8 protein-coding genes, 1 rRNA gene and 1 pseudogene are annotated in these 15,379 nt (G+C 70.5%); 4 read left to right on the top strand and 6 right to left on the bottom strand.

The features are described from left to right. Positions 1-288: 288 nt before the first annotated feature. Positions 289-1,807: ribosomal RNA gene (locus tag F7P10_RS39805) — 16S ribosomal RNA — on the bottom strand. Between the two features lie 798 nt (positions 1,808-2,605). On the opposite strand from F7P10_RS39805, the gene F7P10_RS39800 reads away from it, so the two are divergent. After that, a complete protein-coding gene (locus tag F7P10_RS39800) occupies positions 2,606-3,367 on the top strand; it encodes a hypothetical protein (protein WP_254716257.1) in 762 nt (253 codons plus the stop codon). Here F7P10_RS39800 and F7P10_RS39795 read toward each other — a convergent pair. Next, positions 3,305-4,144: a putative RNA methyltransferase gene (locus F7P10_RS39795; RefSeq protein ID WP_151017155.1), complete on the bottom strand. Its 840-nt coding sequence runs from the start codon at positions 4,142-4,144 to the stop codon at positions 3,305-3,307. The two genes, F7P10_RS39800 and F7P10_RS39795, sit on opposite strands and share 63 nt — an antisense overlap. A gap of 207 nt (positions 4,145-4,351) precedes the next feature. Then, a complete protein-coding gene (trxA, locus tag F7P10_RS39790; protein ID WP_151017154.1) occupies positions 4,352-4,705 on the bottom strand; it encodes a thioredoxin in 354 nt (117 codons plus the stop codon). A 130-nt stretch (positions 4,706-4,835) separates the two neighbouring features. Between trxA and F7P10_RS39785 the strand changes: the two genes are divergently transcribed. Beyond that, entirely contained in the window at positions 4,836-5,846 is a 1,011-nt protein-coding gene (locus tag F7P10_RS39785) for an RNA polymerase sigma factor RpoD/SigA (protein ID WP_151017153.1), read from the top strand. Positions 5,847-5,998: 152 nt separating this feature from the next. Then, positions 5,999-7,348, top strand: a complete 1,350-nt coding sequence (locus F7P10_RS39780) for a class II 3-deoxy-7-phosphoheptulonate synthase (protein WP_218040284.1) — start codon at positions 5,999-6,001, stop codon at positions 7,346-7,348. A gap of 111 nt (positions 7,349-7,459) precedes the next feature. On the opposite strand, the gene F7P10_RS39775 is transcribed toward F7P10_RS39780, so the two are convergent. The 3 genes and pseudogenes from F7P10_RS39775 to F7P10_RS43675 form a co-directional block, all read right to left on the bottom strand. Beyond that, complete coding sequence (locus tag F7P10_RS39775) at positions 7,460-7,828, bottom strand: ATP-binding protein (protein ID WP_067469847.1); 369 nt, start codon at positions 7,826-7,828, stop codon at positions 7,460-7,462. A 279-nt stretch (positions 7,829-8,107) separates the two neighbouring features. Continuing rightward, positions 8,108-8,272, bottom strand: a pseudogene (locus F7P10_RS44925) (STAS domain-containing protein); the annotation flags it as partial. A 31-nt stretch (positions 8,273-8,303) separates the two neighbouring features. Further along, positions 8,304-10,712: a SpoIIE family protein phosphatase gene (locus tag F7P10_RS43675; RefSeq protein ID WP_254716256.1), complete on the bottom strand. Its 2,409-nt coding sequence runs from the start codon at positions 10,710-10,712 to the stop codon at positions 8,304-8,306. 350 nt (positions 10,713-11,062) lie between these two features. On the opposite strand from F7P10_RS43675, the gene F7P10_RS39755 reads away from it, so the two are divergent. Then, on the top strand, positions 11,063-15,316 hold the full coding sequence (locus F7P10_RS39755; protein WP_254716255.1) for a HAMP domain-containing protein: 4,254 nt from the start codon (positions 11,063-11,065) through the stop codon (positions 15,314-15,316). Positions 15,317-15,379: the final 63 nt, after the last annotated feature.

Here is a 15,379-nt window from a genome sequence, read left to right as displayed (position 1 = left end):
CCACATCCCCGTTAAGGGACATGGGATCTGGTCCCGCGATCCAGAGGTGCCCGGGCTCGCGCCCGTTCCCTCAGGACCCAACAGCGTGTCCATCAGCCCGCGCACCCGAGCTCGTCGTTCCCACTCCCCGAAGGGCGGTACTGACCGAGCCGCACACACGACCTGATGAATAACCAGTGCTCCACATCTATGAGCAGCCACCCGGCGAACACTCGCCGCCGACGATGGCCACCGACCCGAACACCCCCGCAAGCAGGGGTCGATCCGAGCCAGTTGTGTGCTCCTTAGAAAGGAGGTGATCCAGCCGCACCTTCCGGTACGGCTACCTTGTTACGACTTCGTCCCAATCGCCGGCCCCACCTTCGACCGCTCCCCCCAAAAAGGTTGGGCCACGGGCTTCGGGTGTTGCCGACTTTCGTGACGTGACGGGCGGTGTGTACAAGGCCCGGGAACGTATTCACCGCAGCGTTGCTGATCTGCGATTACTAGCGACTCCGACTTCACGAAGTCGAGTTGCAGACTTCGATCCGAACTGAGACCGGCTTTAAGGGATTCGCTCCACCTCACGGTATCGCAGCCCTCTGTACCGGCCATTGTAGCATGTTTGCAGCCCAAGACATAAGGGGCATGATGACTTGACGTCATCCCCACCTTCCTCCGAGTTGACCCCGGCGGTCTCCCATGAGTCCCCACCATAACGTGCTGGCAACATGGAACGAGGGTTGCGCTCGTTGCGGGACTTAACCCAACATCTCACGACACGAGCTGACGACAGCCATGCACCACCTGTCACCGGCCCAAAAAGGACCCACCATCTCTGATGGATTTCCGGCGATGTCAAGCCTTGGTAAGGTTCTTCGCGTTGCGTCGAATTAAGCAACATGCTCCGCCGCTTGTGCGGGCCCCCGTCAATTCCTTTGAGTTTTAGCCTTGCGGCCGTACTCCCCAGGCGGGGCGCTTAATGCGTTAGCTACGGCGCGGAATCCGTGGAAGAACCCCACACCTAGCGCCCAACGTTTACGGCGTGGACTACCAGGGTATCTAATCCTGTTCGCTCCCCACGCTTTCGCTCCTCAGCGTCAGTACAGGCCCAGAGAACCGCCTTCGCCACCGGTGTTCCTCCCGATATCTGCGCATTTCACCGCTACACCGGGAATTCCATTCTCCCCTACCTGCCTCTAGTCTGCCCGTATCCACCGCAGACCCACGGTTAAGCCGTGGGCTTTCACGACAGACGCGACAAACCGCCTACGAGCTCTTTACGCCCAATAATTCCGGACAACGCTTGCGCCCTACGTATTACCGCGGCTGCTGGCACGTAGTTAGCCGGCGCTTCTTCTGCAGGTACCGTCACGTTAGCTTCGTCCCTGCTGAAAGAGGTTTACAACCCGAAGGCCGTCATCCCTCACGCGGCGTCGCTGCGTCAGGCTTCCGCCCATTGCGCAATATTCCCCACTGCTGCCTCCCGTAGGAGTCTGGGCCGTGTCTCAGTCCCAGTGTGACCGGTCGCCCTCTCAGGCCGGTTACCCGTCGTCGCCTTGGTAGGCCGTTACCCCACCAACAAGCTGATAGGCCGCGAGCCCATCCCTGACCGATAAATCTTTCCACCACCGCTGCAGGAGCAGGATGGTCGCATCCGGTATTAGACCTGGTTTCCCGGGCTTATCCCAGAGTCAGGGGCAGGTTGCTCACGTGTTACTCACCCGTTCGCCGCTCGAGTACCCCCGAAGGGGCCTTTCCGCTCGACTTGCATGTGTTAAGCACGCCGCCAGCGTTCGTCCTGAGCCAGGATCAAACTCTCCATTAAGGTCCATCACGACCCACCCCGGGGGCGAACCCGAGACGAGCCAAACCTTGGAAACAATCCCAGCAATGCATCCATACGGATGCTTGCCTCAAAGAAATCCCCAGCCCCTCGCACCTCCCCAAAGAGAAGGCACCAGAAGCCACGGGGTGATCCGGCCTGCCGGCCAGATCGATAAAGGCACTGGCTTTTAACACGCTGTTGAGTTCTCAAGAAACGGACACCCACCGCGCTCGACCGGACTTTCGTCGGTCTCGCTCCGGGGCAACCCTTCTAACTTACCAGACTCACCTCCGGTGTCAAACGGACCGATCGAGATCGATTCGTCCGACGGAAGTTCGTCCATCCCTCACGGCGATGCCGCGAACACGAAGTTCGCTTGATCGTCTCGCGAGAGCGCCCTCCGGGCCGGCCACCGTGTCGGCGTCCTGCATCCCGTTCTGGGCTTGCCTGGTCATCGTACATCAGCTCGAGCGTGACTCGAACCGTTTTCCGGGACCCGGCTTACCCTGGGGCCGACCGCCTCTCGGCGTCCTGCATCCCCTCGGGGCATGAGGAACAGTAGAGCGCACCTGTCGTACCGTCAAATCAGACTCTCGGGCCACTCGGCCGCGCAACGTTATCCGAAGTCCATTTCTTCTCGTTATAACCCCAGTTCACAACCTATGTGCGCGAGGTCACCGTTGCGGTACCGTCGCAGGCCCGTGTCCCCGCGCTCGCCGTTCCGCCGGTCGGCCGGCCGGTGGTGCGGGCCCGCGGTCCGGCCGGAGTGGAACCGTCCGGAGTGAGGAGGAACGCCTCGTGAGCAGGTCCGTCGGAGTCCGCGCTTCCGCCGAGCGCCTCGTGGTCGCGGCGACCATGGGGCCGACCGTGCACGACGTGCACGCATGGCGGCTGAGGGTCGTACCCGGGCTGATCGAGGTGCACGCCGATCGCGGCAGGTTCCGCCCGACGGACGACCCGGGCGGACGCGGGCTCCACCTCGGCAGCGGCGCCGCCCTGGTGAACCTGCGGCTCGCGGCCGCGCAGCTCGGGCACGCGGCGGTCGTCCGGCTGCTGCCCGACGTCGAGCGGCCGACGCTCCTGGCGACCGTCCGGCTCGTGGGACGGCATCGCGTGACCCGCGACGAACGGCTGCTCTACGCGGCGACGCTCCGGCCCCTCACCTCCCCGATCCCGGGTGACAGGCCGTCCGCGGCCGTCGTCAACGAACTCGGGGAGGCGGCACGACTGGAGGGCGCGCGGCTCCACGTCCTGCCGGCCGGGCCCGGCGACGGTGTCCGGCGGGCGCTGCTGACGACGCGCGGCGACTCGGCCGCGGAGTGGCTGCGGGCGGGACAGGCGCTTCAACGGGTGACGCTCGCCGGGACGGTGCGCGCCGTCTCCACGTCGTTCGCGTACGGCAAGCGGGGTCTCCCCCACCTCCCGGAACTGCTGGAGTTGGAGCCGGGCGAGGTTCCGCAGGTGTCGGTCACGTTCGCCGGTACCGCGCCCGTGCGGCTATTCAAGTCGCCGGTAGGCGGACAGGACGAAGGAGAGGGGCACCCTGAGCGGATCGGCTAGCCGCTCGAGCCGCTCCCGGAGCGTGCCCTCCGGCACATGATGCGCGCTCGGGCCCATCCCCACGAGCGTGGTGATCTCTTCGTGGGTGAGGACGGCCTCCGCCTCCAGGGGCTCGCGTCCGTCCGGTTTGAAGTATCCGGCCAGCGCGGCGTCGGTGCGTTCGATCTTGCGCTCGTCGATCGAGATCAGTCCGAGCGGCTCGACGAGCGGTCCGAGATGCCCCGGTGAGGGGGTCACTGCGAACAGCGGCCCCTCGGGACGCAGGACGCGGTGGAACTCGGCGGCGTTGCGCGGGGCGAAGACATTGACGACGGCGTCGGCCGCCGCGTCCCGCACCGGGAGCGGCCGCCACAGGTCGGCGACGACGGCGCCGGCCCGTCGATGGGCCTTCGCCGCGCGCCGGGCGGCGTGTTTGGAGATGTCCACCGCGAGGCCGACGGCGCCGGGGGTCCGGTCGAGGACGCGGCTCAGGTAGTAGCCGGTGCCCGCCCCTGCGTCCAGCACGCAGCCCCGCCCGCTCAGGGCAGCGGCGACCCGCTGGGCGAGCCGGTCGACGACCGGTGCGAAGTGGCCGGCGGCGAGGAACGCGGCGCGGGCCCGCACCATCTCCGGGGTGTCCGCGGTCCCGGGACGGGCGTTGCCCGGGAGGAGGTTCGCATACCCCTGCCGCGCGATGTCGAAGGCGTGTCCGGACGGGCAGTGCAGCCGGCCTTCCGCCATCGCGAGGTCCGCTCCGCACACGGGGCACACCAGGTATGGCACGACATCGACGAGCATCCGTCCATCATCGTCCATGCACCGGGCGGATCGGGCGGCGCGGCGGCTTCTTTGCCATCGTGCCGCCGCGGATTCGGTCAAGTGTCCCCGTTCCGTCACCCGGCGAGCACCCCGCCTCGTCACCCGTTCCCATCGAGGGCGAGGACGGAACGGAACTCCCTGGCGCGTCCCGCCGTCCCATCGTCATGGTGGCGGGGATCGGACGCGTCAGGACTGCATGCGGTCGCGGACGTCGTCCATGTCGAGCCCGCGGACCTGTTCGATCACGTTCTCCAGGACGGGCTCGGGCAGTGCTCCGGGCTCCGCGAAGACGATCACGCCGTCGCGGATGGCCATGAGCGTGGGGATGGAGGCGATGCGGAACCGCTCGGACAGTTCGGGCTGGGCCTCGGTGTCGACCTTCCCGAAGACGATGTCGTCGTGCTTGCCCGACGACTTCTCGTACACGGGCGCGAACTGGCGGCAGGGCCCGCACCAGGACGCCCAGAAGTCGACCAGCACGATCCCGTCGCCCTGGGCCACCTCGTCGAAGTTGTCCGCGGTGAGGTTCACGGTCGCCATGTCGGTTTCTCCTCAGTCGGGGTATCAGGTCCGTAGAGCGGCGTACAGCCCCGGAGTATTCCCCGCCGGGAATCACAGAGCGGTAATTAGCGTTGTCCCCATAGGGAGATCGCACCGGAGAAGGGTCAGGATGGCTGCAACCCGTACTAAGGGCGACAGGGTCGACGTCACCGACAAGGACCTTGTCGGGGCGTACCTCGACCGGATCGGCCGAACCCCCCTGCTCGACGCGGAGGAGGAGGTCGATCTGGCGAAGGCGATCGAAGGAGGCCTGTACGCCGAACAGCTCCTCGAGGAGGGGAACGTGCCCGAGGGCGCGTCCCGCGAGGAGCTGGAGGAGCTGACCGCGGCGGGGCTGCACGCCAAGCAGCGCTTCGTCGAGGCCAATCTGCGCCTCGTGGTCTCGATCGCCCGCAAGTACCCGACCGACTCGTTGCCCCTCATCGACCTCATCCAGGAGGGGAACCTGGGACTGATGCGGGCGGTGGAGAAGTTCGACTACCGCCGCGGTTTCAAGTTCTCCACGTACGCGACGTGGTGGATCAGGCAGGCGATCGGGCGCGGGCTGAGTCACACGGCCCGCACGATCCGGCTGCCCGTCCACGTGGAGGAGGAGCTTTCCCGGCTGCGGCGCGCCGAGCGGCAGCTGGGCCGCGAGCTGGGCCGCGAACCGACCCGGGAGGAACTCGCCGGGGCCGTGGGGGCCGACGCCGAGCACGTGGACGAACTGCTGCGCTGGCGGCGGGATCCGGCGAGCCTGGACGCGACCGTCGACGATGCCGGCGAGACGCCGATGGGCGACCTGCTGGAGGACCCCGACGCCGTGACGCCCGAAGCGGAGATCCTCGCGCTGGACGACGTCGAGGGCCTCGGCCGGCTGCTGGACCGGCTGCCGGAGCGGGAGGCCGCGATCCTGCGGGCCCGTTTCGGGATGGACAGCGGCCAGCCGATGTCGTACGCGCAGATCGGCGCCCGCTACGGCCTGAGTCACAACCGGGTCCGGCAGATCACGGACCGGTCGCTGCGGCGCCTGCGGCAGCTGGCGAGCGAGACCGACCTGAGCGGACGCCGGGCTTTGGCGGGCGCGCAGCCCGCGGCGGACGGACCCGTCCGGGCCGGCGCCGGCAGCCGTGCCGCGTGAGCGGCGGCCGAGAACCCCCCGCGCGACGGTCCGATCACTTCACCGCCGGGCGGTCCCGCGAAGGGGCCGCCCGGTTCGTGTTGCGGGCTGCTCGGCGCCGTCCGTCTCGGGCTATGGCACCGCCGCGCCGGACCGTGCCATAGCCTTTAATCGTGAGTACTTCCACCGCCTCCGGGGATCTGGACGCATGGCGCACCCTCCCCGCTCTCCAGCAACCCGAATGGGACGATCCGGACGAGGTCCGGGCGGTCGCCGCCGAGCTCGCCGCACAGCCCCCGCTCGTCTTCGCCGGTGAGTGCGACCAGCTGAAGGACCGGCTCGCGGACGTGGCGCGCGGGGAGGCGTTCGTCCTGCAGGGCGGCGACTGCGCGGAGACGTTCGACGGGGCGAACGCCGACGCCGTCAAGAACAAGCTGAAGACCCTGCTGCAGATGGCGGTCGTGCTCACCTACGCCGCCAGCGTCCCGGTCGTGAAGATCGGCCGGATGGCGGGGCAGTACGCCAAGCCGCGGTCCAAGCCCGTCGAGGCGCGCGACGGCGTGGAGCTGCCCGCGTACCGGGGGGACGCCGTCAACGGGCTCGCGTTCGACGCCGAGTCGCGCCGCAACGATCCGCAGCGGCTGCTGAAGGCCTACCACTGCTCGGCGGTGACGCTGAACCTGTGCCGGGCGTTCACCAAGGGCGGGTACGCCGACCTTCGGCAGGTGCACACCTGGAACCGCGACTTCGTCCAGCAGAGCCCCGCGGGACGCAGTTACGAGCGGCTGGCGGGCGAGATCGACCGAGCGCTGACGTTCATGAAGGCGTGCGGGGTGAACCCCGACGAGTTCCACAGCGTGGAGTTCTACTCCAGCCACGAGGCGCTGCTGCTCGAGTACGAGCGGGCGCTGACCCGGATCGACAGCCTGAGCGGCCACCCCTACGACGTGTCTGCGCACTTCCTGTGGATCGGTGAGCGGACCCGGCAGCTGGACGGGGCGCACGTGGAGTTCTTGCGGCACATCAGCAACCCGATCGGGGTGAAGCTGGGGCCGACGACGACGGCCGACGACGCGCTGGCGCTGATCGACAGGCTGAACCCGGACGGCGAGCCGGGCCGGCTGACGTTCGTCACCCGGATGGGCGCGGGCAAGATCAGGGACGCGCTGCCGCCGCTGATCGAGAAGGTGCACCGGAGCGGCGCGCCGGTGGCGTGGGTGTGCGACCCGATGCACGGCAACACGTTCGAGGCGCCGAGCGGGCACAAGACGCGCCGGCTGGACGACGTCCTGGACGAGGTCGCGGGCTTCTTCGAGGTGCACCGGGCGCTCGGCACCCATCCCGGCGGGATCCACATCGAGTTCACCGGCGACGACGTCACCGAGTGCGTCGGCGGCGGGCACGGGCTGGTGGAGGAGGATCTGCACCAGCGGTACGAGACGGCCTGCGACCCGCGCCTGAACCGCGGGCAGTCGCTGGACCTGGCGTTCATGGTGGCGGAGTTGTACCGCAAGTCCGTCTGAGGACGAAGCGGGCGCGTGCCCGGCCGTTCCCCGGGAACGGCCGGGCATTGCCGTTGCGGACGGATGTGCGGACGGCGGACGCCCGGACCTCCGGGCTCGGGGCGCCGCCCGTCAGATGCTGACCTCGGCCCAGACGACCTTCCCGCCGGTGACCGGGTCGGCCCCCCAGGAGGTGGCGAAGCGGTCGACGATGAAGAGGCCCCGGTGCGACTCGTCCAGCGGGCCGGGGACGGTGAGGCGGGGCAGCTGGGCGGCGCGGTCGCGGACCTCGACGCGGACGCGGCCGGTGCCGCGCAGCAGGCGCAGCTCCAGCGCCGTCCCCGCGTGCCGGACGGCGTTGGCCACCAGCTCGGCCACGATCGCGGTCACGAGCTCCTCGCGTTCCATGAGGGCCCAGGTGCGCATCGTGCGGGCGGCGAGGCGGCGCGCGTACTCGACCGCCTCGGTCTGCGGCGCCGCGCGCAGCGTGGTCTCGGTCATCGGGTCGGTCACTCCGCCCGCTCGCCGTTCTGCATCGGGTCCCGCTCCGTCATGTCCCGAACTCCCGTGTGCCGGTCTGCGATGCGCCGTCCGCGGTGCACCGGTCAGCGTCCGCCGTCGGACGCCGTCTCCTCCGCCGCGTCCTCCATGAGGAACCGGTCGAGGCCGGTGGTGCGCAGCACGTTCTCGACCCGGCCGTAGGCGCCCGTGACGGTGAGCTTGGCGTTCTGCGCGCGCGTGCTTGTACGCGCGGACGAGAACGTTGAGGCCGGACGAGTCGCAGAAGTCGACCGCGGTGAGATCGACCACGACCGCCCGCTCGCCCGCGTCGACGAGCTCGGTCAGCCGAGAGCGCAGCTCGTCCGAGGAGTTCAGGTCGATGGAACCGCGCGCCGTGATCGTCGCGCGGCCGTCCTGTCGAGTCGTGTGCAAGGCAAGCCCCACGCCACCCCACCTTACCGATCGTTGGTCTCCATCATGACGCCCGCAGAACTATCAGGGCAACGTCGTCGTTCGACGGCTCGGGGCCGAAGTCGCGCACCGCACGCTGGATGCGGGCGGCGACGGCTCCCGCGCTGAGCCCCGTGCAGCCGGCCAGCAGCCGCTCGAGCCCGTTGCCGTCACCGAGCAGCCGTCCGCCGGAACGCCGTTCGGTGACGCCGTCGGTCACGCACAGCAGCACCTCCCCGCGACGGAGTTCGACCGTATCGGTAGTGAAGTCGACATCGTCGAACACCCCCAGCAACGGCTGCGCGGAGGCGGCTTCGCGCACGTCGCCGCGCGGGTCGAGGATCAGCGGCGGCGGGTGCCCGGCGCTGGACAGCCGGATGGTCACGCCGTCGCGGGCGCGGCGGGCGGTGATCTCGCCGTGCAGCAGGGTGAGCAGCCGCCCGCGCTCCCCCTCGCCGAGGATGAGGCGGTTGAGCCGGCCGAGCACGTCGGGGACGGACATCTCCTCGGCGGCGAGGATCCGCAGCGCGTGCCGGGCCAGACCGGTGACGGCGGCGGCCTCCGGTCCGGTGCCGCACACGTCGCCGATCGCGAACCGCCAGCGTCCGGGCGCGTTCTCCTCCAGCGCGGGGCCGCCGGTCCCGGGGCCGCTCTCGAAGACGTCGTAGAAGTCGCCGCCGACCTCGCTGCCCTCCCCCGCGGGCTCGTACACCACGGCGACCTCGAGGCCGGGGATCTCGGGGATCGCGGGCGGCAGGAGGCTGCGCTGCAACGCGCTGCTCATCGCGGTCTGGGCGGAGAACAGGCGCGCGTTGTCGACGGCGAGCGCCGCGCGGCGGCTGAGCTCCTCGGCGAGTTCGATGGCGCTGCGGGCGAAACGGTCCCCGGCGGGGCGGCCGATGACGATGGTGCCGGTGCGCCGCCCCCGGGCGATGAGCGGGAACGCGTAGACCTGGTCGGCGGCGGTGTCGCCGGCGGCGGCGCGGACGTCGGCGGGCGCGTCGGCGAAGCCGTGCCAGGGGCCGGGGGCGTCCGTGGCCGGGGCGGGCCCGGCCTGGTCGAGGAGGGCGCGCAGGCCGTCGGCGAGGTTCTCGTCGGCGTGCCAGACGTAGGCGAGCCGGGCGGGCTCGGCCTCGGCGTCGGTGTAGACGGCGCACCAGGTCGCGAGCCGGGGCACGACGAGCTGCGCGACGAGCGCCATCGTGCGTTCCTGGTCGAGGGTGCCGGCGAGCAGGTCGCTGGCTTCGGCGACGAAGCTGAGCCAGCCGCGCCAGGACCGTTCCAGTTCCCCGACCCTGGCCTTCTCCAGGGACAGCGACAGTTCCTCGGCGAGGCGGCCGGTCCGGACGGCGTCGCTCTCGGTGAAGCCGCCGGCGGACGAGGAGACGGCGACGAGCAGCCCGGTGAGGCGGCCCTGGGATTCCAGCGGCGCCGCCGTGACCGAGCGGGCCCGCAGGGCGACGGCGATCGGGTCGGCGGCGTCCGCGGCGACCCAGTGGGATCCGGCGCGGACGGCGGGGGCGAGCCCGGCGACCGACAGCTCGCCCAGGGGCAGCTCCGCGGCGGTGCCGCTGGAGGCGCCCATGATGAACCGCCCGTCGCGCTCGGTCAGCAGGATGGCGGAGCCCTCGGCACCGAGCATCTCCCGGACGGCGGCGACCCCGTCCTGCATGGACTCGACGGCCGCCGGGGAGCGCAGCAGGCGGGCGCCGTCCGCCGGCACCTCTCCGGCGCCCTCGCCGGCGACGCGCGCGTCCACGGCCCGCGCGGCGTCGGCCGCCGGGTCGGCCTCGGGGGCCTGCGCGGCGGCGCGTTCGCGCAGGCGCTCGCGCAGGGCTCCCGCACCGTTCTGGGACGGGGCGGGCCGGTCCGCGGTGATGCCGTCGGGCAGAACCGCGGTTTCGCCGGCCGTAGCGGCTCCGGCCGGCGCCGCGCTCCCGGCGTGCGCGCTCCCGGCGCGCTCGGGGCCGCGCTCCGTCTCGTGGCCGCCCGTGTCGTCCGTGTCGTCCGCGGCGCTCGTCCGCTCGTCCGCGTGCCCCTGCTCGGCCTCGGCCTCGGCGCCCGGACGCGGGAGGCGGAACCACACGCCCTTGGTGCGGCGGTCATAGGAGACGCCCCACGAGTCGGCGAGGGTGGCGATGGACGGGAGGCCTCGGCCGCTGGAGGCGGTGACGCCCGGCATCTCGATGCCGCGGGTGGGGTGCCGGTCGCGGACCTCGATCTCGACGTCGGCGCCCTCCAGCCGGCAAGTGACCTCGAAGGAGGTCCCGGCGTAGGCGATCGCGTTGGTGGCCAGCTCGCTGGTCGCCAGGATCGCGTCGTCGGAGATCTCGTCCATGCCCCAGTCGGCGAGCACCTTCCGGACGAAGCGGCGCGCGTCCGCAACGGCCGCCGCGGCGGACGGGAAGGTGGCCGACGCCGTCTGCCGATCCAACTGTCGTCCCTCGTTCGAAGCGTCCACTACCCCGGTCTGGTTATCGTGACAGACTGGCCGACCGCCCGGCCAGAAGAGCCGCGCGCCGGGGCCGCACCGCACCTCCGGGTCGGGGAGAACAGGGCCTCCGCCACAACAGGAACAGACCGTAACACGAAGACTACGTGCACGGATGCGGTGTCGTTACCGGCCATTGACCGGCAGAGTGTGATTCGGGCTCCGCGGCGCTCGGCAACGTAGAGTACAGATGCGGCCTGGAGGCCGCGGACAGCGGCCGGGAGACAAGGCCCGGATAAGGAAACCCAGTGGTGTCCGGTACCCGCCGAACGCGGGCCAGGAGGATGAACGACATGCCGCGTACCGCGTCTCGCGCCCGCCCCGGCGGGTCGCGCGACACAACGCCGCGTTACAGCGACGCCGACCTCGCTCCCCTGCTCAAGGCGCTGGTCGCCGTGCGCGACGGGAAGGCCAAGGCCGAACTGGACGTGCCCGGCGAGGGCGCCGTGGCAGCGGCCGGAGCGCTGCTGGAGGAGATCCGCCAGAACGGCGAGGAGCTGACCTCGGGGCTGGCCGGAGTGCGCCGGGAGATCGGCCGGGAGGGCCGGCTGGGCGGGCGGCTGTCGCAGGGGGCGCTGAAGGGGTCGTGGGCGGCGGGCGTGGAGGACGCCAACGCGATCATCGGCATGCTGACGGACCTGTCCACCGGGATGCACCGGGTGGTGGAGGCCGTCGCCGCCGGTGACCTGAGCCGGCGGGTCGAACTGCGCGTCGCCGGACGGCCGATGCGCGGCGAGCTGCTGCGCATGGCGCGCTCGGTGAACGGCATGGTCGAGCTGCTCGACCAGTTCACCTGGGAGGTCACGCAGTTCGCCCGGGAGGTCGGCACCGAGGGACGCCTCGGCGGGCAGGCCCCGTCGCGCGGCATGACCGGCCGGTGGCGGGACGTCACGGCGTCGGTGAACGCGATGGCGGGGCGACTGACGGCGCAGGTCCGCGACATCGCGGAGGTCACCACGGCGGTGGCCAAGGGCGATCTGACCCGCAAGGTCACGGTCGAGGCGACGGGCGAGCTGCAGGAGCTCAAGCTCACCGTGAACACGATGGTGGACCAGCTGTCGAGGTTCGCCGACGAGGTGACCCGCGTCGCCCGCGAGGTCGGCACGGAGGGCCAGCTGGGCGGCCAGGCGCGCGTCCAGGGCGTCAGCGGCGTCTGGAAGAACCTCACCGACAACGTCAACGCGATGGCGAACAACCTGACCTACCAGGTGCGCAACATCGCGCAGGTGACCACGGCCGTCGCCGAGGGCGACCTGGGCAAGAAGATCACCGTCGACGCCCAGGGCGAGATCCTGCAGCTGAAGCTGACGGTGAACCAGATGGTGGACACGCTGTCGGCGTTCGCGTCGGAGGTGACCCGCGTCGCCCGCGAGGTCGGCACCGAAGGACGCCTCGGCGGCCAGGCGCGGATGCCGGGCGTGAGCGGCGTCTGGAAGGACCTGACGAACAACGTCAACGGCATGGCGTCCAACCTGACGTTCCAGGTGCGCAACATCGCCCAGGTCACCACGGCCGTCGCCCAGGGCGACCTGGGCAAGAAGATCACCGTCGACGCCCAGGGCGAGATCCTGGAGCTGAAGGACACCGTCAACACGATGGTCGACACGCTGTCGGCCTTCGCCGACGAGGTGACCCGCGTCGCCCGCGAGGTCGGCACCGAAGGACGCCTCGGCGGCCAGGCGCGGGTCCCGGGCGTGAGCGGCGTCTGGAAGGACCTCACCGACAACGTCAACGGCATGGCGAACAACCTCACCATGCAGGTCCGCGGGATCGCCAAGGTGACGACGGCGGTGGCGCAGGGCGACCTGACCCGCCGGATCGAGGTCGACGCGCAGGGCGAGATCCTGCAGCTCAAGGACACGCTGAACACGATGGTCGACACGCTGTCGGCCTTCGCGGACGAGGTCAGCCGCGTCGCCCGCGAGGTCGGCACCGAGGGGCGCCTGGGCGGCCAGGCCATCGTGCCGGGCGCGGGCGGCATGTGGAAGGACCTCACCGACAACGTCAACGGGATGGCGTCGAACCTGACCTACCAGGTCCGCAACATCGCCCAGGTCGCGACGGCCGTGGCGCACGGCGACCTGCGGCGCCGCATCGACGTCGACGCGCAGGGCGAGATCCTCGAGCTGAAGACGACGCTGAACACGATGGTCGACACGCTGTCGTCGTTCGCGTCGGAGGTCACCCGCGTCGCCCGCGAGGTCGGCAGCGAGGGGCGCCTGGGCGGGCAGGCCGAGGTCGAGGGCGTCTCGGGCACCTGGAAGCGGCTGACCGAGAGCGTCAACGAGCTGGCCCGCAACCTGACCACGCAGGTCCGGGCGATCGGCGAGGTCGCGAGCGCGGTCGCCGAGGGCGACCTGACCCGCACCATCACCGTGGAGGCGCGCGGCGAGGTGGCCCTGCTGAGCGACAACGTCAACCTGATGGTGGCGACGCTGCGCGAGACGACGCGCGCGAACGACCAGCAGGACTGGCTGAAGTCCAACCTCGCGCGGATCGGCGGGATGATGCAGGGCCACCGGGACCTGCTGCAGGTCGCCGACCTGATCATCCGGGAGCTGACGCCGACGGCGAGCGCGCAGTACGGCGCGTTCTACCTCGCGGAACCCGCCGGCGAGGAGACCGAGCTGGCGCTGATCGCCGGGTACGGGACGCGGCGGCGAACGCAGCGGGGCTCGGTCCGGTTCGCGTTCGGGGAGGGGCTGGTCGGGCAGGCGGCGCAGGAGCGGCGGCCGCTGCTGATCTCCGAGGCGCCCGCCGACTACGTCAAGATCGGTTCCGGGCTGGGCGAGGCGTCGCCGGTCAACATCATCGTGCTGCCGATCGTGTTCGAGGGGACGGTGCTCGGCGCGATCGAGCTGGCCTCGTTCGGCCGGTTCACCGACGTCCACCTGGCGTTCTTCAGCCAGCTGATCGAGACGATCGGGGTGACGCTGAACACGATCAGCGCCAACACCCGGACCGAGGCGCTGCTGGCGGAGTCGCAGCGGCTGGCGGGCGAGCTGCAGGAGCGGTCGGACGAGCTGCAGCGGCAGCAGGCGGAGCTGCGGCACTCCAACACCGAGCTGGAGGAGAAGGCCGCGCTGCTGGCGCAGCAGAACCGCGCGATCGAGATCCAGAACTACCAGATCGAGCAGGCGAGGCGGACGCTGGAGGAGCGCGCCGAGCAGTTGGCGATCTCGTCGCGGTACAAGTCGGAGTTCCTGGCGAACATGTCGCACGAGCTGCGCACGCCGCTGAACAGCCTGCTGGTGCTGGCCAAGCTGCTGTCGGAGAACCAGGGCGGCAACCTGACCGACAAGCAGGTGGAGTTCTCCCAGACGATCTACGACTCGGGCACGGACCTGCTGACGCTGATCAACGACATCTTGGACCTGGCGAAGGTCGAGGCCGGGAAGATGGAGCTGCACCCACAGCGGCTGTCGGTGCCCGCGCTGGTCGACTACGTGGACGCGACGTTCCGTCCGCTGTCGCAGGACAAGGGCCTGCAGTTCGGTGTGGAGGTGGCCCCGGACGTCCCGGGGACACTGTTCACCGACGAGCAGCGGCTGCAGCAGGTGCTGCGGAACCTGCTGTCGAACGCGGTGAAGTTCACCGCCGAGGGCGAGGTCCGGCTGCTGATCGAGCGGGCCGGGGACATCGACTTCACGCTGCCCGCGCTGTGGAACACCCCGGACGTGATCGCGTTCCGGGTGATCGACACCGGGATCGGGGTGAGCGCCGACAAGCTGCAGGTGATCTTCGAGGCGTTCCAGCAGGCCGACGGGACGACCAGCCGCCGCTACGGCGGCACCGGCCTGGGCCTGTCGATCAGCCGGAACATCGCGCGGCTGCTCGGCGGGGAGATCCACGCCGAGAGCAAGCCCGGGCACGGCAGCGTGTTCACGCTGTACCTGCCCGCCCAGTACAGCGAGTCGGAGGGACGCCGCAGGGCGCCGCAGGACGACGCGGTGGCCGCGCCGGACGTCCCGGCGATCGCCCCGGTCGCGGACACGTCCGTGACGGCCGACGGCACCGCGGGCGTCTCCGAGCACCCGGCCCCCCCGCCCGAGGACGTGCGGCGGGGCGAGCCGCGCCCGGTGCGCGGCCGCCGCCCGGAGCCGGAGCCGTCCGTGAACGGGACGCTCGAGGAGCCGCCCGCCGACTTCCTGGACACCGTCCTGTCGGGCCGCAAGGTGCTGATCGTCGACGACGACGTCCGGAACGTGTTCGCGCTCACCAGCGTCCTCGAGGGCTACGGGATGGACGTCCTGTACGCCGAGGACGGGCAGGCGGGCATCGACCTGCTGCACCGCAACCCCGACGTCGCGCTGGTGCTGATGGACGTGATGATGCCGGGCCTGGACGGCTACGCCACCACGTCCGCGATCCGGCAGATGCCGCAGTTCGCCGAACTGCCGATCATCGTGATCACGGCGAAGGTGATGAAGGGCGACCGGGAGAAGAGCCTGGAGGCGGGCGCGTCGGACTACGTGCCGAAGCCCGTGGACGTGGACCATCTCCTTGACGTCATGAGGAACTGGCTGCAACCCTCCATCGTCCGCTGAGGAGAGGAGCGCCACGGGCAGTAGGGTCTGCCGTGGGCGGTCGTGTGTGGTCATCGGCCGGGA

The sequence above is a fragment of the Actinomadura sp. WMMB 499 genome, assembly GCF_008824145.1.
In the GTDB taxonomy this organism is placed as follows: Bacteria; Actinomycetota; Actinomycetes; order Streptosporangiales; family Streptosporangiaceae; genus Spirillospora.
Note: the sequence above shows the minus strand (reverse complement) of the source record. Positions and strands in the feature narration are given on the sequence as shown.